Raw genomic sequence first — 26,027 nt, 5'->3', positions numbered from 1 at the left:
GATTAACCCTCGACACGCAGCATGTAGTAAGCCTTGTTGATCATCCCGCGATTCTCGGGAGTATCCTGGACTTCTACAGTGTGACCGATGCGACGCAGACCCAGACCCTTAACGCACAATTTGTGGTTAGGGATGCGGCCGGTCATGCTTTTGATCAGCGTTACTTTAACGGTAGCCATGATCAGAAGATCTCCTTGACGGTCAAGCCACGCTTGGCGGCAATAGACTCAGGAGATTGCATGGCTTTCAGACCCTTGAAAGTGGCGTGAACCACGTTTACCGGGTTAGTCGAGCCGTAGCACTTGGCCAGAACGTTCTGCACACCAGCAACTTCGAGGACAGCACGCATAGCGCCGCCAGCGATGATACCGGTACCTTCAGAAGCAGGCTGCATGTACACCTTCGAAGCGCCGTGAGCGGACTTCATTGCGTACTGCAGAGTGGTGCCGTTCAGGTCAACTTGGATCATGTTGCGGCGAGCAGCTTCCATTGCCTTCTGGATCGCAGCAGGCACTTCACGTGACTTGCCACGGCCGAAGCCAACACGCCCTTTACCATCACCAACCACGGTCAACGCGGTGAAAGTGAAGATACGGCCGCCTTTAACGGTTTTGGCTACGCGGTTAACTTGAACCAGCTTCTCAATGTAGCCTTCGTCGCGCTTTTGGTCGTTATTTGACATAACTTAGAACTCCAGCCCAGCTTCACGAGCAGCATCAGCCAGCGCTTTAACGCGGCCGTGATACTTGAAGCCAGAGCGGTCGAAAGCCACTTGCGAGACGCCAGCGGCCTTAGCACGCGTAGCGACCAGCTGGCCAACCTTTGTGGCCGCGTCGATGTTGCCAGTGGCACCATCACGCAGTTCTTTATCCAAAGTCGAGGCGCTTGCCAGGACTTTGTTGCCGTCGGCCGAGATGACCTGGGCGTAGATGTGCTGCGACGAGCGGAACACGCAGAGACGCACGACTTCGAGTTCGTGCATTTTCAGGCGTGCTTTGCGAGCGCGACGCAGTCGAGTAACTTTTTTGTCGGTCATTTGCTATGCCCTACTTCTTCTTGGCTTCTTTACGACGGACGACTTCGTCCGCGTAGCGCACACCTTTGCCTTTGTACGGCTCTGGTGGACGGAAGTCGCGGATCTCAGCGGCCACTTGACCTACCAGCTGCTTATCGATGCCCTTGATCAGGATATCGGTCTGGCTAGGAGTCTCAGCGGTGATGCCTTCCGGCAGTTCGTAATCCACTGGGTGCGAGAAGCCAAGGGCAAGGTTCAAAACCGTGCCTTTTGCTTGCGCTTTGTAACCAACACCGACCAGCTGGAGCTTACGCTCGAAGCCTTGGCTTACGCCTTGGACCATGTTGTTTACCAACGCACGCGTGGTACCGGCCATTGCGCGAGTTTGTTGATCGCCATTGCGAGCAGCGAAACGCAGCTCACCAGCTTCTTCAACAATCTCAACGGACGAATGGATGTTCAGTTCAAGAGTGCCCTTGGCACCCTTCACCGAAAGCTGTTGGCCTGCGAATTTTACTTCGACACCGGCTGGCAGCTTAACGGGGTTCTTAGCGACGCGAGACATGCTTATCCCCCCTTAGAACACAGTGCAAAGAACTTCGCCGCCGACACCGGCAGCGCGCGCAGCACGATCCGTCATCACACCTTTGTTGGTGGAGACGATAGACACGCCAAGACCGCCACGAACTTTCGGCAGATCTTCAACGGACTTGTACTGACGCAGGCCTGGACGACTAACGCGCTTCACTTCTTCGATAACCGGACGGCCTTCGAAGTACTTCAGCGAGATGGACAACGACGGCTTAGCGTCGGTGGTGATCTGAAAATCCGCGATGTAACCTTCGTCCTTCAGGACTTTTGCTACAGCCACCTTCAGCGTGGAAGACGGCATGCTTACGACAGACTTTTCAGCCATCTGGGCATTACGGATTCGAGTTAGCATGTCCGCTAACGGGTCCTGCATACTCATGGGCTAGACGCTCCTAATACAGAAAAATTAGCCTTGCGGCTACTACTTGTCGCCGAGAACTTCCGGGCATGAAAAACACGGGCTCAGGCGAGCCGGTCATTCTAGACACACCCCAGAAATGAATCAAGCCCCAAAAGGGGCTTGATTCAAATTCAAGGCCACCGATGGTCAGGTTCTTACAAACCCGACCATCAAGGCTTTGACAGCGATTACCAGCTGGCTTTAACCAGACCTGGAACGTCACCACGCATTGCAGCTTCACGCAACTTGTTACGGCCAAGGCCGAACTTGCGGTAAACGCCGTGCGGACGACCAGTCAGGCGGCAACGGTTGCGCATGCGCGAAGCGCTTGCGTCACGTGGTTGCTTCTGCAGAGCTACGGTAGCTTCCCAACGCGCTTCTGGACTTGCGTTCAGATCAACGATGATAGCTTTCAGCGCTGCACGCTTGGTGGCGTACTTGGCAACAGTGAGCTGACGCTTCAGCTCACGGTTTTTCATGCTCTTCTTGGCCATTTTCCTACTCCAATCAGTTGCGGAACGGGAATTTGAAAGCGCGCAGCAGAGCGCGGCCTTCATCATCGTTCTTGGCAGTGGTGGTCAGGGTAATGTCCAGACCGCGGAGAGCATCGATCTTGTCGTAGTCGATTTCCGGGAAAATGATCTGCTCTTTTACGCCCATGCTGTAGTTACCACGACCATCGAAGGACTTGGCATTCAGACCGCGGAAGTCGCGAACCCGAGGCAGGGAGATCGACAGCAGACGATCCAGGAACTCATACATACGCTCACGGCGCAGAGTCACCTTGACACCGATCGGCCATCCTTCGCGGACTTTAAAGCCAGCGATGGATTTACGAGCGTAGGTCACAACGACTTTTTGGCCGGTGATCTTTTCCAGGTCAGCAACAGCGTGCTCGATGACTTTTTTGTCGCCGATCGCTTCGCCCAGACCCATGTTCAGGGTGATTTTGGTAACGCGCGGAACTTCCATCACGTTCGAAAGCTTAAGTTCTTCCTTAAGTTTCGGAGCGATTTCCTTCCGGTAAATCTCTTTTAGTCGTGCCATGGTCTTCTACCTAGCAGTGTTCAAGCATCAACCGCTTTTTGGGTCGACTTGAAGACACGAATTTTCTTACCTTCTTCTACTTTGAAACCAACGCGGTCAGCCTTGTTGGTTTCGCCATTGAAGATGGCTACGTTAGAAGCGTGCAGTGGCGCTTCTTTCTCGACGATACCGCCTTGTACGCCCGACATCGGGTTAGGCTTGGTATGACGCTTGACCAGGTTCAGACCACCAACAACCAGACGGTTGTCAGCAAGAACCTTCAGCACCTTACCGCGCTTACCTTTGTCTTTGCCGGCGATCACGATGATCTCGTCGTCACGACGAATCTTTTGCATGTCGGATCTCCTTACAGCACTTCTGGGGCGAGCGAGACGATCTTCATGAACTTCTCAGTACGAAGTTCACGGGTCACTGGCCCAAAGATACGGGTGCCGATCGGCTCTTGCTTGTTGTTCAGAAGAACAGCAGCGTTGCCATCAAAGCGGATAATGGAGCCATCAGCACGACGTACGCCGTGACGAGTGCGGACTACAACAGCAGTCATCACTTGGCCTTTTTTCACTTTACCGCGAGGAATTGCTTCCTTCACGGTAACTTTGATGATGTCACCGATACCAGCGTAACGACGATGGGAGCCACCCAGCACCTTGATGCACATAACACGGCGAGCGCCGCTGTTATCGGCCACATCGAGCATGGATTGAGTCTGAATCATATAATTTCTCCGACCCCTAGTCCTTAGACTTCCACAGCGCGTTCGAGAACATCAACCAGTGCCCAAGACTTGGTCTTGGCCATCGGACGAGTTTCACGAATAGTGACTTTGTCGCCGATGTGGCACTGATTGGTTTCGTCGTGCGCGTGCAGCTTAGTCGAACGCTTAACATATTTACCGTAGATCGGGTGCTTTACGCGACGCTCGATCAGAACGGTGATGGTTTTGTCCATCTTGTCGCTGACAACACGGCCAGTCAGCGTACGGACAGTTTTTTCGGCTTCAGCCATGATCACTTACCTGCCTGCTGGTTAAGCACAGTCTTCACGCGAGCGATGTCACGCTTAACTTGCGAGAGCAGATGAGACTGCCCCAACTGGCCAGTTGCTTTCTGCATGCGCAGATTGAACTGGTCGCGCAGCAAGCCGAGCAGTTGCTCGTTCAGCTGCTGTGCGGATTTTTCACGAAGTTCATTCGCTTTCATCACATCACCGTCCGTTTAACAAAGGCGGTGGCGAGCGGCAGCTTTGCAGCAGCCAGGGCAAAAGCCTCACGCGCCAGCTCTTCAGTTACACCCTCGATTTCATACAGGACTTTGCCTGGCTGAATCTGGGCAACCCAGTATTCCACGTTACCCTTACCTTTACCCATACGAACCTCGAGAGGCTTTTTGGAGATCGGCTTGTCCGGGAATACACGGATCCAGATCTTGCCGCCACGTTTAACGTGACGGGTCAGAGCACGACGCGCTGACTCGATCTGACGAGCGGTGAGACGACCACGAGCTACAGACTTCAGCGCGAACTCGCCGAAGCTGACTTTGCTACCGCGCTGAGCCAGGCCACGGTTGTGACCTGTCATCTGCTTGCGGAACTTCGTACGCTTAGGTTGCAACATTTGGCGTACCCCTTACTTAGCAGCTTTTTTACGAGGCGCTGGTGCTTGTGGTTTCAGTTCTTCTTGGCGACCACCAATTACTTCGCCTTTGAAGATCCAAACCTTTACACCGATCACACCATAAGTGGTGTGAGCTTCGTAGTTGGCATAGTCGATGTCGGCACGCAGGGTGTGCAGTGGCACACGACCTTCGCGATACCATTCAGTACGTGCGATTTCAGCACCGCCGAGACGACCGCTCACTTGGATTTTGATGCCTTTGGCACCAATGCGCATGGCGTTTTGTACAGCGCGCTTCATAGCGCGACGGAACATAACGCGACGCTCCAGCTGCTGAGCTACGCTCTGCGCAACCAGCATACCGTCGAGCTCCGGCTTACGGATCTCTTCGATATTGATGTGCACAGGCACACCCATTTGCTTGGTCAGGTCCTGACGCAGTTTCTCAACATCTTCACCTTTCTTCCCGATAACGATACCTGGACGAGCGGTGTGGATGGTGATACGTGCAGTTTGCGCCGGACGATGGATATCGATACGGCTTACGGACGCGCTTTTTAGTTTGTCTTGGAGATACTCACGCACCTTCAGATCAGCGAACAAATAGTCCGCATAAGTCCGACCGTCTGCGTACCAGACGGAGGTGTGCTCCTTGACGATTCCCAGGCGAATGCCAATGGGATGTACTTTCTGACCCATCTCTTCGACTCCGTTACTTGTCAGCAACCTTGACAGTGATATGGCAAGACCGCTTGACGATGCGATCAGCACGGCCTTTGGCACGTGGCATGATGCGCTTCAGCGAACGCCCTTCGTTGACGAAAACGGTGCTGACCTTCAGGTCATCAACGTCTGCGCCTTCGTTATGCTCGGCGTTGGCTACGGCCGACTCCAGCACTTTCTTCATGATCTCGGCGGCTTTCTTACTGCTGAAAGCCAACAAGTTGAGCGCTTCGCCCACCTTCTTCCCGCGAATCTGGTCGGCGACCAAGCGGGCTTTCTGGGCGGAGATTCGAGCGCCCGACAACTTAGCGGCTACTTCCATTTCCTAACCCCTTAACGCTTGGCTTTCTTGTCTGCCACGTGCCCACGATAAGTGCGGGTACCGGCAAACTCGCCCAGTTTGTGGCCGACCATGTCTTCGTTAACGAGAACTGGGACGTGTTGACGACCGTTGTGTACTGCGATGGTCAGACCGACCATTTGTGGCAGGATCATAGAACGACGCGACCAAGTCTTAATTGGTTTGCGATCGTTCTTTTCCGCCGCCACTTCGATCTTCTTCAGTAGGTGAAGATCAATAAAAGGACCTTTTTTCAGAGAACGTGGCACTGTCGTATCCCTCTATTTACTTGCGACGACGGACGATCATTTTGTCGGTACGCTTATTACCACGAGTCTTCGCGCCCTTAGTCGGGAAGCCCCATGGCGATACCGGATGACGACCACCAGAGGTACGACCTTCACCACCACCATGTGGGTGGTCAACCGGGTTCATGGCAACACCACGAACGGTTGGGCGAACGCCACGCCAGCGTTTGGCACCAGCTTTACCCAGCGAACGCAGGCTGTGCTCGGAGTTCGAGACTTCGCCCAGGGTCGCACGGCATTCAGCCAGGACTTTACGCATTTCACCGGAGCGAAGACGCAGGGTAACGTACACGCCTTCACGAGCGATCAGCTGAGCCGAAGCACCAGCGGAACGAGCGATCTGCGCGCCTTTACCTGGCTTCAACTCGATGCCGTGTACGGTGCTACCAACTGGAATGCTGCGCAGTTGCAACTGGTTGCCCGGCTTGATCGGAGCCAAAGCACCCGAAATCAGCTGGTCGCCAGCGCTCACGCCTTTAGGGGCGATGATGTAACGGCGTTCGCCGTCTGCGTACAACATAAGAGCAATGTGAGCAGTACGGTTTGGATCGTATTCGATACGCTCAACAGTGGCTGGAATGCCATCTTTGTCGTTGCGACGGAAGTCGACCATACGGTAATGCTGCTTATGACCACCACCGATATGACGGGTAGTAATACGGCCATTGTTGTTACGACCACCAGTCTTCGATTTTTTCTCGAGCAGCGGTGCGTGAGGAGCGCCTTTATGCAGCTCCTGGTTGACCACCTTGACCACAAAACGGCGGCCAGGGGAAGTCGGTTTGCATTTAACGATTGCCATGATGCACCCCTTCCTTACTCAGCACTGCTGCTGAAATCGAGATCTTGGCCTGGCTGAAGGGAGATAACTGCCTTCTTCCAGTCATTGCGCTTGCCCAGACCGCGAGCCGTGCGCTTGCTCTTACCCAGAACGTTCAGGGTAGTAACACGCTCAACTTTCACGCTGAACAGGCTTTCGACGGCCTTCTTGATTTCCAGCTTGGTTGCGTCAGTTGCAACCTTGAAAACGAACTGGCCTTTCTTGTCAGCCAGAACCGTAGCCTTTTCGGAAACGTGCGGGCCAAGCAGAACTTTAAATACGCGTTCCTGGTTCATCCCAGCAGCTCCTCGAATTTCTTCACGGCCGACACGGTGATCAACACCTTGTCGTATGCGATCAGACTAACTGGATCGGAACCTTGAACGTCACGTACATCTACGTGCGGCAGGTTACGAGCAGCCAGGTACAGGTTCTGATCAACAGCGTCCGACACGATGAGAACATCGGTCAGGCTCATGTTGTTCAGCTTGCCCAGCAGATCTTTGGTTTTTGGAGTTTCAACAGCGAAATCCTGAACCACGATCAGACGATCAGTACGCACCAGCTCAGCAAGGATGGAACGCATTGCTGCGCGATACATCTTCTTGTTCAGCTTCTGGGAGTGATCCTGTGGACGAGCTGCGAAAGTGGTACCGCCGCCACGCCAGATTGGGCTACGGATAGTACCGGCACGAGCACGGCCAGTACCTTTCTGACGCCATGGGCGCTTACCGCCACCACGAACGTCGGAACGGGTCTTTTGCTGCTTGCTACCTTGACGGCCGCCGGCCATGTAGGCCACGACTGCTTGGTGAACCAGCGTCTCGTTGAATTCGCCGCCAAATGTCAGTTCGGAAACTTCGATCGCTTGAGCGTCATTTACATTTAATTGCATGTCAGCTTCCCCTTAACCGCGAGCCTTGGCTGCTGGACGTACAACCAGATTGCCGCCAGTAGCGCCAGGAACAGCGCCCTTGACCAACAACAGATTGCGTTCAGCGTCCACGCGCACTACTTCCAGGGACTGCACGGTCACGCGCTCAGCGCCCATATGACCGGACATTTTTTTGCCCTTGAATACACGACCAGGAGTCTGGCACTGGCCGATAGAGCCTGGGACGCGGTGGGATACGGAGTTACCGTGGGTGTTATCTTGCCCGCGGAAATTCCAACGCTTGATCGTACCCTGGAAGCCTTTACCCTTGGACTGACCGGTTACATCAACCAGTTGACCAGCGGCGAAGATTTCAGCGTTGATCAGATCGCCAGCCTGGTAGTCGCCTTCTTCAAGACGGAACTCCATGACAGTGCGACCAGCGGCAACGTTCGCCTTAGCGAAGTGGCCAGCCTGAGCTGCTGTAACACGCGAAGCACGACGCTCGCCTACAGTGACTTGCACTGCACGATAGCCATCGGTCTCTTCAGTTTTGAACTGGGTGACGCGATTCGGTTCGATCTCAATGACCGTGACCGGAATGGAGACACCTTCTTCGGTGAAAATACGGGTCATACCGCATTTACGACCGACTACACCAATAGTCATGTTGTAAACCTCATGAGTGTACGGGGCTTTCACCCGCTATGGCCGCCCATTTCAGAGCGTTACACGACTAAGACCGAGTCTTAGCCGAGGCTGATCTGTACTTCCACACCGGCCGCAAGATCAAGCTTCATAAGCGCATCAACGGTTTTATCCGTTGGCTGGACGATGTCCAGAACGCGCTTATGAGTACGGATCTCGTACTGGTCACGCGCGTCTTTGTTGACGTGCGGAGAGACCAGAACGGTGAACCGCTCTTTACGGGTAGGCAGTGGAATTGGACCACGCACTTGAGCACCAGTACGTTTCGCGGTTTCCACGATTTCCTGGGTGGATTGGTCGATCAGGCGATGGTCAAAAGCCTTCAACCTGATACGGATTTGCTGATTTTGCATTGGATTTCAGACTCCGGCTGCTATTCCCACCGAGCGCAATACGCCCGTTAAAAGGAGGCGCAATTCTATAGACGCCCCAGATAGGTGTCAACCCAATAAAAAAAGCCCCCGCTAAGCGGAGGCTTTTTTCAACTCATCATTTAACTCAAAAGAGTTAGGCGATGATTTTGGCTACGACGCCAGCGCCGACGGTACGACCGCCTTCACGGATAGCAAAACGCAGACCATCTTCCATTGCGATGGTTTTGATCAGGGTGACAACCATTTTGATGTTGTCGCCTGGCATTACCATTTCAACGCCTTCCGGCAGTTCGCAGTTACCGGTCACGTCAGTGGTCCGGAAGTAGAACTGTGGACGGTAGCCTTTGAAGAACGGAGTGTGACGACCGCCTTCTTCTTTGCTCAACACGTACACTTCAGCTTCGAAGGTAGTGTGCGGCTTAACCGAACCCGGCTTAACCAGAACCTGGCCACGCTCAACGTCGTCACGCTTGGTGCCGCGCAGCAGCACGCCGCAGTTCTCGCCAGCACGACCTTCGTCGAGCAGCTTACGGAACATTTCAACACCGGTGCAGGTGGTGACGGTAGTGTCACGCAGACCAACGATTTCCAGTGGATCCTGAACGCGAACGATACCGCGCTCGATACGACCAGTCACAACAGTACCGCGACCCGAGATCGAGAATACGTCTTCGATTGGCATCAGGAACGGCTTGTCGATTACGCGAACTGGATCCGGAATGTAGGTATCCAGAGTCTCAACCAGCTTACGAACGGCAGTGGTGCCCATTTCGTTGTCGTCTTTGCCTTCCAGAGCCATACGAGCCGAACCGATGATGATCGGAGTGTCGTCGCCTGGGAAGTCATAGGTGGACAGCAGGTCGCGAACTTCCATCTCAACCAGTTCCAGCAGCTCAGCGTCGTCTACCAGGTCAGCCTTGTTCAGGAAAACCACGATGTACGGAACGCCAACCTGACGGGACAGCAGGATGTGCTCACGGGTTTGCGGCATCGGACCATCAGCGGCCGAGCAAACCAGGATTGCGCCGTCCATCTGAGCAGCACCGGTGATCATGTTCTTCACATAGTCAGCGTGACCTGGGCAGTCAACGTGAGCGTAGTGACGGATCAGCGAGTTGTATTCAACGTGCGCGGTGTTGATGGTGATACCACGAGCTTTTTCTTCTGGTGCGCTGTCGATCTTGTCGAAGTCAACGATTGCGGAACCGAAAACTTCGGAGCAAACGCGAGTCAGAGCAGCAGTCAGAGTGGTTTTACCGTGGTCAACGTGACCGATGGTGCCAACGTTGACGTGCGGTAGGGAACGATCAAATTTTTCTTTAGCCACGACAATTAACTCCTAGCCTAAAGGGGCTGAATCAGCCTTGTTTTTTGGTAACAGACTCGACGATGTGCGACGGGGCTGTATCGTATTTTTTGAATTCCATAGAGTAGCTTGCGCGACCCTGGGACATGGAACGAACGTCGGTCGCATAACCGAACATTTCACCCAGCGGAACTTCAGCACGAATTACTTTGCCGGAGACCGTGTCTTCCATACCCTGAATCATGCCGCGACGACGGTTAAGGTCGCCCATGACATCACCCATATAGTCTTCAGGCGTAACAACCTCTACAGCCATGATCGGCTCGAGCAACTCACCACCACCCTTCTGGGCCAGTTGCTTGGTCGCCATGGAAGCAGCCACTTTAAACGCCATCTCGTTGGAGTCGACGTCGTGGTAAGAACCATCGAACACGGTAGCCTTCAGGCCGATCAGCGGATAGCCGGCAACAACGCCGTTCTTCATCTGCTCTTCGATACCCTTCTGGATAGCCGGGATGTATTCCTTAGGAACCACACCACCTACTACTTCGTTCACGAATTGCAGACCTTCCTGACCTTCGTCAGCAGGAGCAAAACGAATCCAGCAGTGACCGAACTGGCCACGACCGCCGGACTGGCGAACGAACTTGCCTTCGATTTCGCAGTTCTTCGTGATGCGCTCACGATAGGAAACCTGAGGCTTGCCGATGTTGGCTTCGACGTTGAACTCACGGCGCATCCGGTCAACCAGGATGTCCAGGTGCAGCTCGCCCATGCCGGAGATGATCGTTTGACCAGTCTCTTCATCAGTCTTAACGCGGAAAGATGGATCTTCCTGAGCAAGCTTGCCCAGAGCGATACCCATTTTTTCCTGGTCATCCTTGGTCTTAGGCTCTACGGCAACCGAAATAACCGGCTCCGGGAAGTCCATACGAACCAGAATGATTGGCTTGTCAGCGTTGCAGAGGGTTTCACCAGTGGTGACGTCCTTCATGCCGATCAGGGCCGCGATGTCACCAGCGCGTACTTCCTTGATCTCTTCACGGGCGTTTGCGTGCATTTGCACCATACGACCCACGCGCTCTTTCTTGCCTTTAACCGAGTTGATCACGCCGTCGCCGGAGTTCAACACGCCCGAGTAAACACGGACGAAGGTCAAAGTACCCACGAATGGGTCAGTAGCGATCTTGAACGCCAGAGCCGAGAACGGCTCCGAATCGTCTGCGTGACGCTCCAGCTCGATTTCCTCGTTATCAGGGTCAGTGCCCTTGATAGCAGGAATATCGGTTGGCGCAGGCAGGAAGTCGATAACGGCGTCGAGAACCAGGGGAACACCCTTGTTCTTGAAGGAAGAACCGCAAACAGCCAGAACGATTTCGCCGGCGATAGTACGCTGACGCAAAGCAGCTTTGATCTCTTCGATCGTCAGCTCTTCGCCTTCCAGGTACTTGTTCATCAGCTCTTCGTTGGCTTCGGCAGCAGCCTGAACCATGTTGTCGCGCCATTCGGCAGCCAATTCCTGCATATCTTCAGGAATAGGCTTACGAACAGGAACCATACCTTTATCAGCATCATTCCAGTACACAGCTTCCATGTTGATCAGGTCGATCTGACCCTGGAAGTTGTCTTCTGAACCGATAGCCAACTGGATTGGCACCGGAGTGTGGCCCAGACGCTTTTTGATCTGTTCGATCACGCGCAGGAAGTTCGCACCAGCACGGTCCATCTTGTTTACGTAAACAAGACGTGGAACACCGTATTTGTTGGCTTGACGCCATACGGTTTCCGACTGAGGCTCAACACCCGAAGTACCGCAGAACACAACGACAGCGCCGTCGAGTACGCGCAGGGAACGTTCAACTTCAATAGTGAAGTCTACGTGGCCCGGGGTATCGATTACGTTGAAGCGGTGCTCGTCTTTGTACTGCTTAGCAGAACCTTTCCAGAAGGCGGTAATGGCAGCAGAAGTAATGGTAATACCACGCTCCTGCTCCTGAACCATCCAGTCTGTGGTCGCGGCGCCGTCATGCACCTCGCCCATTTTGTGACTTTTGCCAGTGTAAAAAAGGACGCGCTCGGTGGTGGTGGTTTTACCAGCATCCACGTGAGCGACGATACCGATGTTACGGTAGCGACTAATCGGAGTAGTACGAGCCATAAAGCCCTCGCAAAATTAGTGAAGCTAAAATTAGAAGCGGTAGTGCGAGAAAGCTTTGTTGGCTTCTGCCATACGGTGCACGTCTTCACGCTTCTTAACAGCAGCACCTTTACCTTCAGCAGCATCCAGCAGCTCGCCAGCCAAACGCAGAGCCATAGACTTCTCGCCACGCTTACGTGCGAAGTCTACCAACCAGCGCATTGCCAGAGCGTTACGACGGGAAGGACGAACCTCGACCGGAACCTGGTAAGTAGCACCACCAACGCGGCGCGACTTCACTTCGACCAGCGGAGCGATGGCGTCGAGTGCTTTTTCGAAGAGTTCCAGGGGATCGGTGCCAGCCTTACGGGTCGCAACGGTTTCCAGGGCACCATAAACGATACGCTCGGCAACGGCTTTCTTGCCGCTTTCCATAACGTGGTTCATGAATTTGGCGAGGATCTGGCTTCCGTATTTCGGATCGTCCAGAATCTCACGCTTTGCTGCTACGCGACGTCTTGGCATGATAAGCCCTCAAGCGGTCTTCAGGTTAGCTCGGGACAGATCCAAAGGATGCGTGCCCGACCTTACTCTTATCGACTCAATAAAATAAAAATCTGCAAAACGGCCGATTACTTCGGACGCTTGGTACCGTACTTCGAACGACCCTGGTTACGACCTTTAACGCCGGAAGTATCCAAAGAACCGCGAACGGTGTGGTAACGAACACCTGGCAAGTCTTTTACACGACCGCCACGGATCAGTACGACGCTGTGCTCTTGCAGGTTGTGGCCTTCACCGCCGATGTACGAGGAAACCTCGAAACCGTTGGTCAGACGCACACGGCATACTTTACGCAGTGCCGAGTTAGGTTTTTTCGGCGTGGTGGTATACACACGAGTGCATACGCCACGACGTTGCGGGCAGTTCTGCAGCGCAGGCACGTCGGATTTCTCGACGATACGCTTACGCGGCTGACGTACCAGCTGGTTGATAGTTGCCATCTACTAGCTCCACTGTTGTCTTGCGACGCTATTGTCTTGCAAGAAAAGCAAAATGGCAGGAACGAATTCCCGCCAAATTTAGGGGTACAAGAGTCTAAAGAGGATCTTGCCCCCAGTCAAGGCAAGGCCCCGACCTCCCCACTCATCGAACCTCGACAAATTGTCTCGATTCGATGAACGGCGCGATCAGGGCCTTACGCTCATATATCGCAGAACTCAGTTACCGCTCGAGTTCAGCGCTTCGGTCAGTGCAGCTTCCACTTCACTGGCGCTTACGCGCAACGGCTTGTCTGCTTCACGACGACGCTTGCGCTCGCTGTGATAGGCCAGACCGGTACCGGCCGGGATCAGACGACCCACGACTACGTTTTCTTTCAGGCCGCGCAGGTAATCGCGCTTGCCGGTGACGGCTGCTTCGGTCAGTACGCGGGTGGTTTCCTGGAAGGAAGCCGCCGAGATGAACGATTCGGTCGACAACGACGCCTTGGTGATACCCAGCAGAACGCGAGTGAACTTGGAGACAAATTTGTCATCCGCGCCCAGACGCTCGTTCTCTACCAGTACGTGAGTCAATTCCATCTGGTCGCCCTTGATGAAAGTGGAATCGCCGGATTCAGCGATTTCAACCTTACGCAGCATCTGACGCAGAATGGTCTCGATGTGCTTGTCGTTGATCTTCACGCCTTGCAGACGGTAAACGTCCTGGATCTCGTTAACAATGTACTTGGCCAGCGCGCTCACACCCAGCAGACGCAGGATGTCGTGCGGATCGCTTGGACCGTCGGAGATAACTTCGCCGCGGTTTACCTGTTCGCCTTCAAACACGTTCAGGTGACGCCACTTCGGAATCAGCTCTTCGTACGGATCAGTACCATCGTTCGGGGTAATAACCAGACGGCGCTTGCCCTTGGTCTCTTTACCGAACGCGATGGTGCCGCTGACTTCAGCCAGAATCGACGCTTCTTTCGGACGACGGGCTTCGAACAAGTCGGCAACACGCGGCAGACCACCGGTGATGTCGCGGGTTTTCGAAGTTTCTTGCGGGATACGAGCGATAACATCACCGATCGCAATCTTCGCACCATCCGCAACACCGACCAGGGCGTTGGCTGGCAGGAAGTACTGAGCGATAACGTCAGTGCCTGGCAGCAACAGATCCTTGCCGTTGTCATCGACCATCTTCACAGCCGGGCGAATTTCTTTGCCGGCAGCTGGACGATCTTTCGCGTCGAGTACTTCAATGTTGGTCATACCGGTCAATTCGTCAGTCTGACGCTTGATCGTGATGCCTTCTTCCATGCCCACGTAGGTCACGGTACCTTTCATTTCGGTAACGATTGGGTGAGTGTGCGGATCCCACTTGGCCACGATTGCGCCAGCGTCGACCTTGTCACCCTCTTTAACCGAAATCACAGCACCGTATGGCAGCTTGTAACGCTCGCGCTCACGACCGAAGTCATCAGCGATTGCCAGCTCACCGGAACGGGACACAGCAACCAGGTGACCATCCACTCGCTCAACGTGCTTCAGGTTGTGCAGACGGACGGTACCGCCATTCTTCACCTGAACGCTGTCAGCTGCGGAAGTACGGCTTGCCGCACCACCGATGTGGAACGTACGCATTGTCAGCTGGGTACCCGGCTCACCGATGGACTGGGCAGCGATTACGCCGACCGCTTCACCGATGTTCACCTGGTGACCACGAGCCAGATCACGGCCGTAGCACTTGGCGCAAATGCCATAGCGGGTTTCGCAGCTGATCGGCGAACGCACGATCACTTCATCGATGCTGTTCAGCTCGATGAACTCGACCCACTTCTCGTCTACCAGAGTGCCGGCAGGAACGATAACGTCCTCGGTACCTGGCTTGAATACGTCACGGGCAATAACACGACCCAATACGCGCTCACCCAACGGCTCTACAACGTCACCGCCTTCAATGTGCGGAGTCATCAACAGACCGTGTTCGGTGCCGCAATCGATCTCGGTTACAACCAGATCCTGCGCCACGTCTACCAGACGACGAGTCAGGTAACCGGAGTTCGCAGTTTTCAACGCGGTATCCGCCAGACCTTTACGAGCACCGTGAGTGGAGATGAAGTACTGAAGTACGCTCAAACCTTCACGGAAGTTCGCAGTAATCGGCGTTTCAATGATGGAACCGTCCGGCTTGGCCATCAGACCACGCATACCGGCCAGCTGACGAATCTGTGCTGCGGAACCCCGCGCACCCGAGTCAGCCATCATGTACATCGAGTTGAAAGATTCCTGGTCGACTTCGACGCCATGACGGTCGATGACTTTCTCTTTCGAGAGGTTGGCCATCATCGCCTTGGAGACTTCGTCGTTCGCTTTCGACCAAAGGTCGATCACTTTGTTGTACTTCTCGCCCTGGGTTACCAGGCCGGAGGCGTACTGGCTCTCGATCTCTTTCACTTCGTCGGTGGCAGCACCGATGATGCGGGCTTTTTCATCCGGGATAACGAAGTCGTTAACACCGATGGAAACGCCGGAGATGGTCGAGTAAGCGAAACCGGTGTACATCAACTGGTCAGCGAAGATCACGGTCTCTTTCAAACCAACCACGCGGTAGCACTGGTTGATCAGCTTGGAGATCGCCTTTTTCTTCATCGGCAAGTTGACGACGTCGTAAGACAGACCTTTTGGCACAACCTGGAACAGCAGCGCACGGCCGACGGTAGTGTCGACGATACGAGTACCGCTCACGCTGTTGCCGTCACGGTCGTTGACGGTTTCGTTGATACGTACTTTGACCTTGGCGTGCAGTGCGGCTTCGCCGGCACGGAACACACGGTCAACTTCCTGCAGATCCGCAAATACACGACCTTCGCCCTTGGCGTTGATCGCTTCACGAGTCATGTAGTACAGACCCAATACAACGTCCTGCGAAGGAACGATGATTGGCTCACCGTTGGCTGGCGACAGAATGTTGTTGGTCGACATCATCAACGCACGCGCTTCCAACTGAGCTTCCAGTGTCAGCGGTACGTGCACGGCCATTTGGTCGCCGTCGAAGTCGGCGTTGTACGCGGCGCAGACCAGAGGGTGCAGCTGAATAGCCTTACCTTCGATCAGTACCGGTTCAAACGCCTGGATACCCAGACGGTGAAGGGTCGGTGCACGGTTGAGGAGAACTGGGTGTTCACGGATCACTTCAGCGAGAACGTCCCAAACCTCTGGCAGTTCGCGCTCGACCATTTTCTTGGCCGCTTTGATGGTGGTCGCGAGACCGCGCATTTCAAGCTTGCCAAAAATGAACGGCTTGAACAGCTCGAGAGCCATCTTCTTCGGCAGACCGCACTGGTGCAGACGCAGGGTCGGGCCAACGGTAATTACCGAACGCCCAGAGTAGTCAACACGCTTACCGAGCAAGTTCTGACGGAAACGACCTTGCTTACCCTTGATCATGTCAGCCAGGGATTTCAGAGGACGCTTGTTCGAACCGGTGATAGCGCGGCCACGACGACCGTTGTCGAGCAGTGCATCGACAGCTTCCTGCAACATACGCTTTTCGTTGCGCACGATGATGTCCGGAGCGGACAGATCGAGCAGACGCTTCAAGCGGTTGTTACGGTTGATCACTCGACGATACAGATCGTTGAGGTCGGAAGTCGCGAAACGACCGCCATCCAGCGGGACCAGTGGACGCAGATCTGGCGGCAGAACCGGCAGAACGGTCAGCACCATCCACTCTGGAAGGTTGCCGGAACCCTGGAAGGCTTCCATCAACTTCAGACGCTTGGACAGCTTCTTGATCTTGGTTTCGGAGTTGGTTTGCGGAATTTCTTCACGCAGACGGCCAATCTCGTGTTCCAGGTCGATAGCGTGCAGCAGTTCGCGGACAGCCTCGGCACCCATGCGGGCGTCGAAATCGTCACCGAACTCTTCTAGCGCTTCGAAGTACTGCTCGTCGTTCAGCAACTGACCTTTTTCAAGGGTAGTCATGCCCGGGTCGATAACGACATAGCTCTCGAAGTAGAGAACGCGTTCGATATCACGCAGGGTCATGTCCATCAGCAAACCGATACGCGACGGCAGCGATTTCAGGAACCAGATGTGGGCAACCGGCGAAGCCAGTTCGATGTGCGCCATGCGCTCACGACGAACCTTGGCCAGCGCAACTTCAACGCCGCACTTCTCGCAGATCACACCACGGTGCTTCAAGCGCTTGTACTTACCGCACAGGCACTCGTAATCCTTTACCGGGCCAAAGATCTTGGCGCAGAACAGACCGTCACGCTCAGGTTTGAACGTACGGTAGTTGATGGTTTCCGGCTTTTTAACTTCACCGAACGACCATGAGCGGATCATCTCAGGCGAGGCCAATCCAATACGGATGGCGTCGAACTCTTCGACTTGACCCTGGTTTTTCAGCAAATTCAGTAGGTCTTTCAAGGCCTTTCCTCCTGGCGGAGCAGAGAGCGGGCAATCCTGCCCCGCTCTCGATTCGCGTCACGTGTTATTCGGTTTCCAGATCGATATCGATGCCGAGGGAACGAATTTCCTTGATCAACACGTTGAAGGACTCGGGCATGCCCGGCTCCATACGGTGATCGCCATCCACGATGTTTTTGTACATCTTGGTACGGCCGTTCACATCGTCCGACTTCACTGTGAGCATTTCTTGCAGAGTGTAAGCAGCACCGTATGCTTCCAGTGCCCAGACCTCCATCTCCCCGAAACGCTGACCACCGAACTGCGCCTTACCACCCAGCGGCTGCTGGGTAACCAGGCTGTACGAACCGGTAGAACGAGCGTGCATCTTGTCGTCTACCAAGTGGTTCAGCTTCAGCATGTACATGTAGCCAACGGTAACTGGACGCTCGAACTTGTTGCCGGTACGGCCGTCAGTCAGCTGCATCTGGCCGCTCTCCGGCAGGTCTGCCAGTTTCAGCATGGCCTTGATTTCGCTTTCCTTGGCACCGTCGAACACTGGGGTGGCCATTGGAACACCGCCACGCAGGTTCTTCGCCAGATCGAGGATTTCCTGATCGGAGAAGCTATCAAGATCTTCGTTGCGACCGCCGATCTGGTTGTAGATCTCGTCCAGGAAAGTACGCAGTTCTGCGACTTTACGCTGCTCTTCGATCATACGGTTGATCTTCTCGCCCAGACCTTTGGCCGCGAGGCCCAGGTGAGTTTCGAGGATCTGACCAACGTTCATACGCGAAGGTACGCCCAGTGGGTTGAGGACGACGTCGACCGGGGTGCCATTGGCATCGTGCGGCATGTCTTCAACCGGCATGATCACGGAGACCACACCTTTGTTACCGTGACGACCGGCCATCTTGTCGCCCGGCTGGATGCGACGACGGATTGCCAGGTAAACCTTGACGATTTTCAGCACGCCTGGAGCCAGGTCATCGCCCTGCTGCAGTTTGCGCTTCTTGTCTTCGAACTTGTCGTCCAGCAGACGGCGACGATCAACGATGTAGGCCTGAGCCTTCTCGAGCTGCTCGTTCAGAGCATCTTCAGCCATGCGCAGTTTGAACCACTGACCATGCTCAAGACCGTCGAGAACTTCGTCGGTGATGTCCTGACCTTTCTTCAGACCTGCGCCGCCTTCAGCCTTGTGGCCTACCAGAGCGGAACGCAGACGTTCGAAAGTCGCGCCTTCAACGATACGGAACTCTTCGTTCAGATCCTTGCGGATCTCGTCCAGCTGAGTCTTCTCGATCGACAGGGCACGAGCATCACGCTCAACGCCGTCACGAGTGAAGACCTGTACGTCGATGACAGTACCTTTGGTACCGGTAGGTACACGCAGGGAGGTGTCTTTAACGTCGCTGGCTTTTTCACCGAAGATTGCACGCAGCAGTTTTTCTTCCGGAGTCAGTTGGGTCTCGCCTTTCGGAGTGACCTTACCTACCAGGATGTCGCCTGCGCCAACTTCAGCACCTACGTAAACGATGCCTGCTTCGTCCAGCTTGTTCAGTGCAGCTTCACCCACGTTAGGGATGTCCGCAGTGATTTCCTCTGGCCCAAGCTTGGTGTCACGCGCCACACAGGTCAGTTCCTGAATGTGGATCGTGGTGAAGCGATCTTCTTGAACAACTCGTTCCGACAAGCAGATGGAGTCTTCGAAGTTGTAACCGTTCCAGGCCATGAACGCGATGCGCATGTTCTGACCCAGTGCCAGCTCACCCATATCGGTGGACGGACCATCAGCCATGATGTCGCTACGCTGAACCCGATCACCTTTACGCACCAGCGGACGCTGGTTGATGCAGGTGTTCTGGTTGGAGCGGGTGTACTTGGTCAGGTTGTAGATGTCGACACCAGCTTCGCCGGTTTCAACTTCGTCATCAGCAACACGAACCACAATACGGCTGGCATCAACGGAGTCGATCACGCCGCCACGACGAGCCACGACGCAAACGCCGGAGTCACGAGCTACGTTACGCTCCATGCCGGTACCTACCAGCGGCTTGTCAGCGCGCAGAGTTGGTACAGCTTGACGCTGCATGTTCGAACCCATCAACGCACGGTTGGCGTCATCGTGCTCGAGGAACGGGATCAGCGACGCTGCAACCGAAACTACCTGCTTCGGCGAAACGTCCATCAAGGTGACTTCTTCAGGCGCCTTGACGGTGAATTCGTTCAAGTGACGAACAGCTACCAGCTCGTCGATCAGCATTTTCTTGTCGTTCATCGCGGCCGAAGCCTGAGCGATCACGTGATCAGCTTCTTCGATGGCGGACAGGAACACGATCTCGTCGGTAACCAATGCGTCTTTCACCACGCGGTACGGGCTTTCCAGAAAGCCGTACTGGTTGGTGCGCGCATAGGCGGCCAAGGAGTTGATCAGACCAATGTTCGGACCTTCCGGCGTTTCGATCGGGCAAACACGACCGTAGTGCGTCGGGTGTACGTCACGAACCTCAAAGCCGGCGCGCTCACGAGTCAGACCGCCAGGGCCGAGTGCAGACACACGACGCTTGTGGGTGATCTCGGACAGCGGGTTGTTCTGGTCCATGAACTGAGACAGCTGGCTGGAACCGAAGAACTCTTTCACCGCCGCAGCCACTGGCTTGGCGTTGATCAGGTCTTGCGGCATCAGGCCTTCGCTTTCAGCCATCGACAGACGCTCTTTGACCGCACGCTCAACACGCACCAGGCCAACGCGGAACTGGTTCTCGGCCATTTCGCCTACGCAGCGAACACGACGGTTACCCAGGTGGTCGATGTCATCGACGATGCCTTTACCGTTACGGATGTCGACCAGAGTCTTCAGTACCGCGACGATGTCTTCCTTGCACAGCACGCCCGAACCTTCGATTTCGGTACGACCGATACGACGGTTGAACTTCATCCGGCCGACCGCAGACAGGTCATAACGCTCAGGGCTGAAGAACAGGTTGTTGAACAGGGTTTCGGCAGCGTCTTTGGTTGGCGGCTCGCCTGGACGCATCATGCGATAGATCTCGACCAGCGCTTCCAATTGGTTGCTGGTGGAGTCGATCTTCAGCGTGTCAGAAACGAACGGACCGCAGTCGATGTCGTTGGTGTACAGGGTCTCGATGCGAACAACCTGAGCCTTGGCGATTTTGCCGAGGATCTCAACGTTCAGCTCGGTATTGCACTCAGCCAGGATTTCGCCGGTGGCTGGATGCACGATGACCTTGGCGGTGGTGCGACCGAGGACGTAGTCCAGAGGCACTTCCAGCGTCTTGATACCGGCTTTTTCGATCTGGTTGATGTGGCGAGCAGTAATACGACGACCCGCTTCAACGATGACCTTGCCTTTTTCATCCTGGATATCCAGAACGGCAATTTCACCACGCAGACGCGATGCAATCAGTTCCAGGCTGAGGGTTTCGCCGCTCAGGTGGAATACGTTGGTGGTGTAGAACGCGTCCAGTACTTCTTCGGTGGTATAACCGAGCGCGCGCAGCAGTACCGATGCCGGCAGCTTGCGACGACGGTCGATACGCACGAATACGCAGTCTTTCGGGTCGAACTCGAAGTCCAGCCACGAACCGCGGTAAGGAATGATACGCGCGGAGTACAACAGTTTGCCGGAGCTATGCGTCTTGCCGCGGTCGTGGTCGAAGAACACGCCCGGGGAACGGTGCAGCTGGGAAACGATTACACGCTCGGTACCGTTGATTACGAAGGTACCGTTCTCAGTCATCAGGGGGATTTCACCCATGTAGACTTCTTGCTCTTTGATGTCCTTGATCGCTTTGTTCGACGATTCTTTGTCGAAAATGATCAGGCGCACTTTTACCCGCAAAGGTACGGCGAAAGTTACACCGCGCAATACGCATTCTTTGACATCAAATGCCGGTTCGCCCAGGCGATAACCGACGTACTCCAGCGCAGCATTGCCGGAGTAGCTGATGATCGGGAAAACGGATTTGAAGGCCGCATGCAGGCCCACGTCGCGGAACTGATCTTTAGTCGCTCCCGCTTGCAAGAATTCACGATACGAATCCAGCTGGATGGCCAGGAGGTAAGGCACATCCATGACGTCCGGCAACTTGCTAAAGTCCTTGCGGATACGTTTTTTCTCAGTATATGAGTAAGCCATCAGCGTTCCCCAGCTTGGTCACCTGCTTGTTTGGCCCCTCCCGACGGGAGCAGCCAGAAAATCGTGCAAACCCCATGGTTTGCTCCACCGCATCGGGTGGTTACAGCTCGTTACCAGCACCGACCCAGTCGGCTGCCAATAACGGAAAAAGGCCGGTGGCAAGAGCCACCAGCCATCAGCCTGTCGCTTGACGCTCGGGCTGGAGGAGCAAAGTCGATGCTTACTTCAGCTCGACTTTAGCGCCTGCTTCTTCCAGCTTCTTCTTGGCGTCTTCAGCAGCTTCTTTCGAAACGCCTTCCAGAACAACCTGAGGAGCGCCGTCTACTTTCTCTTTGGCTTCTTTCAGGCCCAGACCGGTCAGTTCGCGAACTGCTTTAATGGCGTTTACTTTCTTCTCGCCAGCTTCCAGCAGAACAACGTTGAACTCGGTTTGCTCTTCAACAACAGCGGCAGCAGCAGCTGGACCAGCAGAAGCAGCGGCAGCGGATACGCCGAACTTCTCTTCCATTGCCTTGATCAGCTCAACGATTTCCAGAACCGATTTTTCGCCGATTGCGTCGATGATTTGTTCGTTAGTCAGAGACATGACTTATTTCCTGAATTGGGGGACAGCCTGCAGGCCATCGAAATAAACAAAAATACGCGAGAGTTGAAACGCTGAGCCTTAAGCTGCAGCTGCTTCTTTCTGGTCGCGAAGTGCCGCCAGAGTACGAGCCAATTTGCTGGTAGCGCCTTGAATCACGCTCATCAGCTGAGAAATTGCTTCGTCACGGGTCGGCAGGCTTGCCAGCACGTCGATCTGATTAGCTGCGAGGAACTTGCCCTCGAACGCAGCTGCCTTGATCTCGAACTTATCCTGACCTTTGGCAAATTCCTTGAACAAACGGGCAGCAGCGCCAGGATGTTCGTTGGAGAATGCAATCAAGGTCGGGCCAGTGAACACGTCGTTGAGAACACTGTATTCAGTGTCAGCAACAGCGCGCTTGAGCAGGGTGTTACGTACAACACGTACGTAAACGCCAGCTTCACGAGCCTCTTTACGGAGTCCGGTCATTGCGCCTACTGTTACGCCACGTGCATCAACCACGACAGCGGACAGAGCGACTTTGGCAGCCTCGTTGACTTCAGCGACGATGGCCTTCTTGTCTTCGAGATTAATTGCCACGGGTTTAACTCCTGCTTGTTACCGTTTCATTCGATCGAAACCGAATGTCGTTTTGGTGTCTGATTCGGTAAGGAACCGGGAGCACCATCTGCGTAGGCTTATGGTTTAAGACTTGCGTCGCCTACGGTCTTGGATAGCCCCCGCCAGGCAGGGACCCCAATCTTTCAACTGGCGCGAATAACCGCGCCAATTTTTGTCTTACGCGTCCAGCGAGCTCTGATCAATGATCAGACCTGGGCCCATAGTGGTGCTCAGGGTAACGCGCTTGACGTAGATACCTTTCGAAGAAGCTGGCTTGATACGCTTCAGATCAGCGATCAGGGCTTCAACGTTTTCCTTCAGCTTGACGGCATCGAAGCCCATCTTGCCAACGGAAGTGTGAATGATGCCGTTTTTGTCAGTGCGATAACGAACCTGACCAGCTTTTGCGTTCTTAACCGCAGTAGCTACGTCTGGAGTTACAGTACCAACCTTAGGGTTAGGCATCAGACCACGTGGACCAAGGATCTGACCCAACTGACCTACAACGCGCATGGCATCCGGGGATGCGATCACTACGTCATAGTTCAGGTCGCCGCCTTTCATTTCGGCAGCCAGGTCGTCCATACCTACACGGTCAGCGCCGGCAGCCAGAGCGGCCTCAGCAGCAGGACCTTGGGTGAACACAGCAACGCGAACGGTCTTGCCAGTGCCGTGTGGCAGCACAGTAGCGCTACGAACAACCTGGTCAGATTTACGCGGGTCTACACCCAGGTTTACAGCAACGTCGAACGACTCGCTGAACTTGACAGTCGACAGCTCAGCCAGCAGAGCAGCGGCGTCTACAATGTTGTAGGCCTTGCCTGCTTCGATTTTGCCGGCGATAGCCTTTTGACGCTTGGTCAGCTTAGCCATTACACACCCTCCACGTTAAGGCCCATGCTACGAGCAGAACCGGCGATAGTACGCACGGCTGCATCCATATCAGCTGCAGTCAGATCCGCGTTTTTGGTTTTCGCGATTTCTTCCAGCTGAGCACGGGTAACAGTGCCAACCTTAACGGTGTTCGGACGAGCGGAACCGCTGGTCAGACCGGCCGCCTTCTTCAGCAAAACCGAAGCAGGGGTGGATTTTGTTTCGAAAGTGAAGCTACGGTCGCTGTAGACAGTGATGATCACTGGAGTCGGCAGACCTGCTTCAATACCCTGAGTACGGGCGTTGAAAGCCTTGCAGAATTCCATGATGTTCACGCCGTGCTGACCCAGAGCAGGACCAACAGGTGGGCTTGGGTTAGCCTGAGCGGCCTTCACTTGCAGCTTGATGTAAGCGGTAATTTTCTTGGCCATGAGGCACTCCAATTACGGGTTCAAACGCCTCGAAAGGCTCCCCGGTTACTTGCGCGTATATCCCAGTGACGACAAAACCCCACAGCCTAAGGCTGCGGGGTTGGGATGCTTGCTCAGTTAGACCTTTTCGACCTGACTGAACTCCAACTCTACCGGAGTAGAGCGACCGAAAATGAGCACCGCCACTTGGATCCGGCTCTTTTCGTAGTTAACTTCTTCAACGACACCATTGAAATCAGCAAATGGACCATCATTGACTCGTACGGTTTCACCTGGCTCGAAGAGAGTCTTCGGCTTAGGCTTGTCGCTACCATCAGCAACACGACGCAGAATCGCTTCTGCCTCTTTATCAGTAATCGGTGCAGGCTTATCAGCAGTACCGCCGATAAAGCCCATCACCCGAGGAGTATCCTTGACCAAGTGCCAAGTACCCTCGTTCATGTCCATCTGTACCAGCACATAGCCTGGAAAGAACTTACGTTCGCTTTTGCGCTTCTGGCCATTACGCATTTCAACCACTTCTTCAGTGGGAACCAGAATTTCGCCGAAGCCATCTTCCATGCCAGCCAGCTTTACTCGCTCAACGAGCGAGCGCATGACATGCTTCTCGTAACCCGAGTAAGCATGCACAACGTACCAACGCTTAGCCACGGGACACCCTTAGCCGACAATCAAGGAAACAAGCCAGCCGAGCAGGGAATCAAGCCCCCACAACAGCAACGCCATAACCAGAACAACAGCCACCACAATCAGGGTGGTCTGCGTGGTTTCTTGGCGAGTTGGCCACACGACTTTACGAATCTCGGTACGAGCTTCCTTAACCAGTACAAAGAAAGACTTGCCCTTCGCAGTCTGCAGGCCTACAAAGGCAGCTACAGCAGCAATGACAAGCAAAGCCAGTACACGGTACAGGATCGGCGAAGCAGCGTAATACTGATTGCCAACAACGCCTACAACCACCAAAGCGACTACTACAAGCCACTTGAGCAGATCGAAGCGAGAGCCTTGTGCTTCAGCCTTAGGAGTCATCTATGAAGATCCTGTGAAAAGAAAGCCAGATACACCGAGTGAATCTGGCAGGTCAGGAGGGAATCGAACCCCCAACCTACGGTTTTGGAGACCGTCGCTCTGCCAATTGAGCTACTGACCTAAAACAAAATCAGGCCGACCATTATGCCGGCCCGAAAAATACATTACAACCGCTTATTCGATGATTTTAGCTACGACACCAGCGCCGACGGTACGACCGCCTTCACGGATAGCGAAACGCAGACCGTCTTCCATAGCGATGGTTTTGATCAGGGTGACAACCATTTTGATGTTGTCGCCTGGCATTACCATTTCAACCCCTTCCGGCAGCTCGCAGTTACCGGTCACGTCAGTGGTCCGGAAGTAGAACTGTGGACGGTAGCCTTTGAAGAACGGAGTGTGACGACCGCCTTCTTCTTTGCTCAGAACATAAACTTCTGCTTCAAACTTGGTGTGCGGCTTAACCGAACCCGGCTTAACCAGAACCTGGCCACGCTCTACGTCGTCACGCTTGGTGCCGCGCAGCAGCACGCCGCAGTTCTCGCCAGCACGACCTTCGTCGAGCAGTTTACGGAACATTTCAACACCGGTGCAGGTGGTGACGGTAGTGTCACGCAGACCAACGATTTCCAGTGGATCCTGAACGCGAACGATACCGCGCTCGATACGACCAGTCACAACAGTACCGCGACCCG

Annotated in this window: 33 protein-coding genes and 1 tRNA gene; all 34 read right to left on the bottom strand. The window is 54.6% G+C overall.

Annotated features, from left to right (window positions below):
* Nucleotides 1-2: 2 nt before the first annotated feature.
* Nucleotides 3-179, bottom strand: coding sequence for a 50S ribosomal protein L30 (gene rpmD / locus ICA15_RS23735; protein WP_003176408.1), 177 nt, complete (start codon nucleotides 177-179; stop codon nucleotides 3-5).
* Between the two features lie 2 nt (nucleotides 180-181).
* Nucleotides 182-682, bottom strand: coding sequence for a 30S ribosomal protein S5 (rpsE, locus tag ICA15_RS23730; protein WP_003176409.1), 501 nt, complete (start codon nucleotides 680-682; stop codon nucleotides 182-184).
* A gap of 3 nt (nucleotides 683-685) precedes the next feature.
* On the bottom strand, nucleotides 686-1,036 hold the full coding sequence (rplR, locus tag ICA15_RS23725) for a 50S ribosomal protein L18 (protein ID WP_003186037.1): 351 nt from the start codon (nucleotides 1,034-1,036) through the stop codon (nucleotides 686-688).
* Nucleotides 1,037-1,046: 10 nt separating this feature from the next.
* A complete protein-coding gene (gene rplF / locus ICA15_RS23720) occupies nucleotides 1,047-1,580 on the bottom strand; it encodes a 50S ribosomal protein L6 (protein ID WP_003176412.1) in 534 nt (177 codons plus the stop codon).
* A 12-nt stretch (nucleotides 1,581-1,592) separates the two neighbouring features.
* Nucleotides 1,593-1,985: a 30S ribosomal protein S8 gene (gene rpsH / locus ICA15_RS23715; protein WP_007966178.1), complete on the bottom strand. Its 393-nt coding sequence runs from the start codon at nucleotides 1,983-1,985 to the stop codon at nucleotides 1,593-1,595.
* 209 nt (nucleotides 1,986-2,194) lie between these two features.
* Entirely contained in the window at nucleotides 2,195-2,500 is a 306-nt protein-coding gene (gene rpsN, locus ICA15_RS23710; protein ID WP_003228726.1) for a 30S ribosomal protein S14, read from the bottom strand.
* A gap of 13 nt (nucleotides 2,501-2,513) precedes the next feature.
* Nucleotides 2,514-3,053, bottom strand: coding sequence for a 50S ribosomal protein L5 (gene rplE / locus ICA15_RS23705; protein ID WP_003210069.1), 540 nt, complete (start codon nucleotides 3,051-3,053; stop codon nucleotides 2,514-2,516).
* A gap of 20 nt (nucleotides 3,054-3,073) precedes the next feature.
* Nucleotides 3,074-3,388, bottom strand: a complete 315-nt coding sequence (rplX, locus tag ICA15_RS23700; RefSeq protein WP_042561341.1) for a 50S ribosomal protein L24 — start codon at nucleotides 3,386-3,388, stop codon at nucleotides 3,074-3,076.
* A gap of 11 nt (nucleotides 3,389-3,399) precedes the next feature.
* Nucleotides 3,400-3,768 (bottom strand): 50S ribosomal protein L14, encoded by a 369-nt coding sequence (gene rplN, locus ICA15_RS23695; RefSeq protein WP_002555479.1) that lies wholly within the window; start codon nucleotides 3,766-3,768, stop codon nucleotides 3,400-3,402.
* Nucleotides 3,769-3,791: 23 nt separating this feature from the next.
* Nucleotides 3,792-4,058: a 30S ribosomal protein S17 gene (rpsQ, locus tag ICA15_RS23690; protein ID WP_003194644.1), complete on the bottom strand. Its 267-nt coding sequence runs from the start codon at nucleotides 4,056-4,058 to the stop codon at nucleotides 3,792-3,794.
* 2 nt (nucleotides 4,059-4,060) lie between these two features.
* Entirely contained in the window at nucleotides 4,061-4,252 is a 192-nt protein-coding gene (gene rpmC, locus ICA15_RS23685) for a 50S ribosomal protein L29 (RefSeq protein ID WP_002555481.1), read from the bottom strand.
* Complete coding sequence (gene rplP, locus ICA15_RS23680) at nucleotides 4,252-4,665, bottom strand: 50S ribosomal protein L16 (protein ID WP_003232424.1); 414 nt, start codon at nucleotides 4,663-4,665, stop codon at nucleotides 4,252-4,254. Before rplP ends, rpmC begins: the two co-directional genes overlap by 1 nt.
* A 12-nt stretch (nucleotides 4,666-4,677) precedes the next feature.
* Nucleotides 4,678-5,364, bottom strand: a complete 687-nt coding sequence (gene rpsC, locus ICA15_RS23675; protein WP_003176422.1) for a 30S ribosomal protein S3 — start codon at nucleotides 5,362-5,364, stop codon at nucleotides 4,678-4,680.
* Nucleotides 5,365-5,377: 13 nt separating this feature from the next.
* Nucleotides 5,378-5,710 carry a 50S ribosomal protein L22 gene (gene rplV, locus ICA15_RS23670; protein WP_003103908.1) on the bottom strand — a complete coding sequence of 111 codons (333 nt, stop codon included), beginning with the start codon at nucleotides 5,708-5,710 and terminating at the stop codon, nucleotides 5,378-5,380.
* An 11-nt stretch (nucleotides 5,711-5,721) separates the two neighbouring features.
* Complete coding sequence (rpsS, locus tag ICA15_RS23665) at nucleotides 5,722-5,997, bottom strand: 30S ribosomal protein S19 (protein ID WP_003228731.1); 276 nt, start codon at nucleotides 5,995-5,997, stop codon at nucleotides 5,722-5,724.
* Between the two features lie 16 nt (nucleotides 5,998-6,013).
* Nucleotides 6,014-6,838, bottom strand: a complete 825-nt coding sequence (rplB, locus tag ICA15_RS23660) for a 50S ribosomal protein L2 (protein WP_042561342.1) — start codon at nucleotides 6,836-6,838, stop codon at nucleotides 6,014-6,016.
* 14 nt (nucleotides 6,839-6,852) lie between these two features.
* Complete coding sequence (gene rplW / locus ICA15_RS23655) at nucleotides 6,853-7,152, bottom strand: 50S ribosomal protein L23 (protein ID WP_002555488.1); 300 nt, start codon at nucleotides 7,150-7,152, stop codon at nucleotides 6,853-6,855.
* Nucleotides 7,149-7,751: a 50S ribosomal protein L4 gene (rplD, locus tag ICA15_RS23650; protein WP_150602056.1), complete on the bottom strand. Its 603-nt coding sequence runs from the start codon at nucleotides 7,749-7,751 to the stop codon at nucleotides 7,149-7,151. The genes rplW and rplD overlap by 4 nt, the downstream gene beginning before the upstream one ends.
* A gap of 12 nt (nucleotides 7,752-7,763) precedes the next feature.
* On the bottom strand, nucleotides 7,764-8,399 hold the full coding sequence (gene rplC / locus ICA15_RS23645; RefSeq protein WP_007253310.1) for a 50S ribosomal protein L3: 636 nt from the start codon (nucleotides 8,397-8,399) through the stop codon (nucleotides 7,764-7,766).
* A gap of 80 nt (nucleotides 8,400-8,479) precedes the next feature.
* The gene (gene rpsJ, locus ICA15_RS23640) at nucleotides 8,480-8,791 is read right to left on the bottom strand and encodes a 30S ribosomal protein S10 (RefSeq protein ID WP_003186070.1); all 312 of its coding nucleotides are present in this window, start codon (nucleotides 8,789-8,791) and stop codon (nucleotides 8,480-8,482) included.
* A gap of 154 nt (nucleotides 8,792-8,945) precedes the next feature.
* Complete coding sequence (gene tuf / locus ICA15_RS23635) at nucleotides 8,946-10,139, bottom strand: elongation factor Tu (protein WP_042561343.1); 1,194 nt, start codon at nucleotides 10,137-10,139, stop codon at nucleotides 8,946-8,948.
* Between the two features lie 31 nt (nucleotides 10,140-10,170).
* Entirely contained in the window at nucleotides 10,171-12,276 is a 2,106-nt protein-coding gene (fusA, locus tag ICA15_RS23630) for an elongation factor G (protein ID WP_150602055.1), read from the bottom strand.
* Nucleotides 12,277-12,306: 30 nt separating this feature from the next.
* A complete protein-coding gene (gene rpsG, locus ICA15_RS23625) occupies nucleotides 12,307-12,780 on the bottom strand; it encodes a 30S ribosomal protein S7 (RefSeq protein WP_007916467.1) in 474 nt (157 codons plus the stop codon).
* A gap of 107 nt (nucleotides 12,781-12,887) precedes the next feature.
* Nucleotides 12,888-13,259, bottom strand: a complete 372-nt coding sequence (gene rpsL / locus ICA15_RS23620) for a 30S ribosomal protein S12 (RefSeq protein WP_003186084.1) — start codon at nucleotides 13,257-13,259, stop codon at nucleotides 12,888-12,890.
* 216 nt (nucleotides 13,260-13,475) lie between these two features.
* On the bottom strand, nucleotides 13,476-17,675 hold the full coding sequence (gene rpoC, locus ICA15_RS23615; protein ID WP_150602054.1) for a DNA-directed RNA polymerase subunit beta': 4,200 nt from the start codon (nucleotides 17,673-17,675) through the stop codon (nucleotides 13,476-13,478).
* A gap of 64 nt (nucleotides 17,676-17,739) precedes the next feature.
* Nucleotides 17,740-21,813, bottom strand: coding sequence for a DNA-directed RNA polymerase subunit beta (gene rpoB / locus ICA15_RS23610; RefSeq protein ID WP_042561346.1), 4,074 nt, complete (start codon nucleotides 21,811-21,813; stop codon nucleotides 17,740-17,742).
* A 220-nt stretch (nucleotides 21,814-22,033) separates the two neighbouring features.
* Nucleotides 22,034-22,399, bottom strand: a complete 366-nt coding sequence (rplL, locus tag ICA15_RS23605) for a 50S ribosomal protein L7/L12 (RefSeq protein ID WP_042561347.1) — start codon at nucleotides 22,397-22,399, stop codon at nucleotides 22,034-22,036.
* 78 nt (nucleotides 22,400-22,477) lie between these two features.
* On the bottom strand, nucleotides 22,478-22,978 hold the full coding sequence (rplJ, locus tag ICA15_RS23600) for a 50S ribosomal protein L10 (protein ID WP_007916479.1): 501 nt from the start codon (nucleotides 22,976-22,978) through the stop codon (nucleotides 22,478-22,480).
* A 198-nt stretch (nucleotides 22,979-23,176) separates the two neighbouring features.
* On the bottom strand, nucleotides 23,177-23,872 hold the full coding sequence (rplA, locus tag ICA15_RS23595; protein ID WP_042561348.1) for a 50S ribosomal protein L1: 696 nt from the start codon (nucleotides 23,870-23,872) through the stop codon (nucleotides 23,177-23,179).
* The gene (gene rplK / locus ICA15_RS23590; RefSeq protein ID WP_042561349.1) at nucleotides 23,872-24,303 is read right to left on the bottom strand and encodes a 50S ribosomal protein L11; all 432 of its coding nucleotides are present in this window, start codon (nucleotides 24,301-24,303) and stop codon (nucleotides 23,872-23,874) included. Before rplK ends, rplA begins: the two co-directional genes overlap by 1 nt.
* A gap of 117 nt (nucleotides 24,304-24,420) precedes the next feature.
* Nucleotides 24,421-24,954 carry a transcription termination/antitermination protein NusG gene (nusG, locus tag ICA15_RS23585; protein ID WP_007916492.1) on the bottom strand — a complete coding sequence of 178 codons (534 nt, stop codon included), beginning with the start codon at nucleotides 24,952-24,954 and terminating at the stop codon, nucleotides 24,421-24,423.
* Nucleotides 24,955-24,963: 9 nt separating this feature from the next.
* On the bottom strand, nucleotides 24,964-25,332 hold the full coding sequence (gene secE / locus ICA15_RS23580) for a preprotein translocase subunit SecE (protein WP_064589465.1): 369 nt from the start codon (nucleotides 25,330-25,332) through the stop codon (nucleotides 24,964-24,966).
* A gap of 45 nt (nucleotides 25,333-25,377) precedes the next feature.
* Nucleotides 25,378-25,453 (bottom strand) — tRNA-Trp (locus ICA15_RS23575).
* A 53-nt stretch (nucleotides 25,454-25,506) separates the two neighbouring features.
* Nucleotides 25,507-26,027, bottom strand: a 521-nt coding sequence (locus tag ICA15_RS23570; RefSeq protein ID WP_241865735.1) for an EF-Tu/IF-2/RF-3 family GTPase, incomplete at its 5' end; no start/stop codon positions are given.

Origin of the sequence: Pseudomonas sp. P116 (assembly GCF_020149425.1) — a bacterium.
In the GTDB taxonomy this organism is placed as follows: Bacteria; Pseudomonadota; Gammaproteobacteria; order Pseudomonadales; family Pseudomonadaceae; genus Aquipseudomonas; species Aquipseudomonas anatoliensis.
The sequence above is the reverse complement of the archived record's forward strand: the minus strand, read 5'-3'. Positions and strand labels throughout refer to the sequence as shown.

Coding starts and splice junctions, on each gene's coding strand:
- rpmD (WP_003176408.1), bottom strand. CDS start 179: ATGGCTACCGTTAAAGTAACGCTGATCAAAAGCATGACCGGCCGCATC.
- rpsE (WP_003176409.1), bottom strand. CDS start 682: ATGTCAAATAACGACCAAAAGCGCGACGAAGGCTACATTGAGAAGCTG.
- rplR (WP_003186037.1), bottom strand. CDS start 1,036: ATGACCGACAAAAAAGTTACTCGACTGCGTCGCGCTCGCAAAGCACGC.
- rplF (WP_003176412.1), bottom strand. CDS start 1,580: ATGTCTCGCGTCGCTAAGAACCCCGTTAAGCTGCCAGCCGGTGTCGAA.
- rpsH (WP_007966178.1), bottom strand. CDS start 1,985: ATGAGTATGCAGGACCCGTTAGCGGACATGCTAACTCGAATCCGTAAT.
- rpsN (WP_003228726.1), bottom strand. CDS start 2,500: ATGGCCAAGAAGAGCATGAAAAACCGTGAGCTGAAGCGTCAGCTCACT.
- rplE (WP_003210069.1), bottom strand. CDS start 3,053: ATGGCACGACTAAAAGAGATTTACCGGAAGGAAATCGCTCCGAAACTT.
- rplX (WP_042561341.1), bottom strand. CDS start 3,388: ATGCAAAAGATTCGTCGTGACGACGAGATCATCGTGATCGCCGGCAAA.
- rplN (WP_002555479.1), bottom strand. CDS start 3,768: ATGATTCAGACTCAATCCATGCTCGATGTGGCCGATAACAGCGGCGCT.
- rpsQ (WP_003194644.1), bottom strand. CDS start 4,058: ATGGCTGAAGCCGAAAAAACTGTCCGTACGCTGACTGGCCGTGTTGTC.
- rpmC (WP_002555481.1), bottom strand. CDS start 4,252: ATGAAAGCGAATGAACTTCGTGAAAAATCCGCACAGCAGCTGAACGAG.
- rplP (WP_003232424.1), bottom strand. CDS start 4,665: ATGTTGCAACCTAAGCGTACGAAGTTCCGCAAGCAGATGACAGGTCAC.
- rpsC (WP_003176422.1), bottom strand. CDS start 5,364: ATGGGTCAGAAAGTACATCCCATTGGCATTCGCCTGGGAATCGTCAAG.
- rplV (WP_003103908.1), bottom strand. CDS start 5,710: ATGGAAGTAGCCGCTAAGTTGTCGGGCGCTCGAATCTCCGCCCAGAAA.
- rplB (WP_042561342.1), bottom strand. CDS start 6,838: ATGGCAATCGTTAAATGCAAACCGACTTCCCCTGGCCGCCGTTTTGTG.
- rplW (WP_002555488.1), bottom strand. CDS start 7,152: ATGAACCAGGAACGCGTATTTAAAGTTCTGCTTGGCCCGCACGTTTCC.
- rplD (WP_150602056.1), bottom strand. CDS start 7,751: ATGCAATTAAATGTAAATGACGCTCAAGCGATCGAAGTTTCCGAACTG.
- rplC (WP_007253310.1), bottom strand. CDS start 8,399: ATGACTATTGGTGTAGTCGGTCGTAAATGCGGTATGACCCGTATTTTC.
- rpsJ (WP_003186070.1), bottom strand. CDS start 8,791: ATGCAAAATCAGCAAATCCGTATCAGGTTGAAGGCTTTTGACCATCGC.
- fusA (WP_150602055.1), bottom strand. CDS start 12,276: ATGGCTCGTACTACTCCGATTAGTCGCTACCGTAACATCGGTATCGTC.
- rpsG (WP_007916467.1), bottom strand. CDS start 12,780: ATGCCAAGACGTCGCGTAGCAGCAAAGCGTGAGATTCTGGACGATCCG.
- rpsL (WP_003186084.1), bottom strand. CDS start 13,259: ATGGCAACTATCAACCAGCTGGTACGTCAGCCGCGTAAGCGTATCGTC.
- rpoB (WP_042561346.1), bottom strand. CDS start 21,813: ATGGCTTACTCATATACTGAGAAAAAACGTATCCGCAAGGACTTTAGC.
- rplL (WP_042561347.1), bottom strand. CDS start 22,399: ATGTCTCTGACTAACGAACAAATCATCGACGCAATCGGCGAAAAATCG.
- rplA (WP_042561348.1), bottom strand. CDS start 23,872: ATGGCTAAGCTGACCAAGCGTCAAAAGGCTATCGCCGGCAAAATCGAA.
- rplK (WP_042561349.1), bottom strand. CDS start 24,303: ATGGCCAAGAAAATTACCGCTTACATCAAGCTGCAAGTGAAGGCCGCT.
- secE (WP_064589465.1), bottom strand. CDS start 25,332: ATGACTCCTAAGGCTGAAGCACAAGGCTCTCGCTTCGATCTGCTCAAG.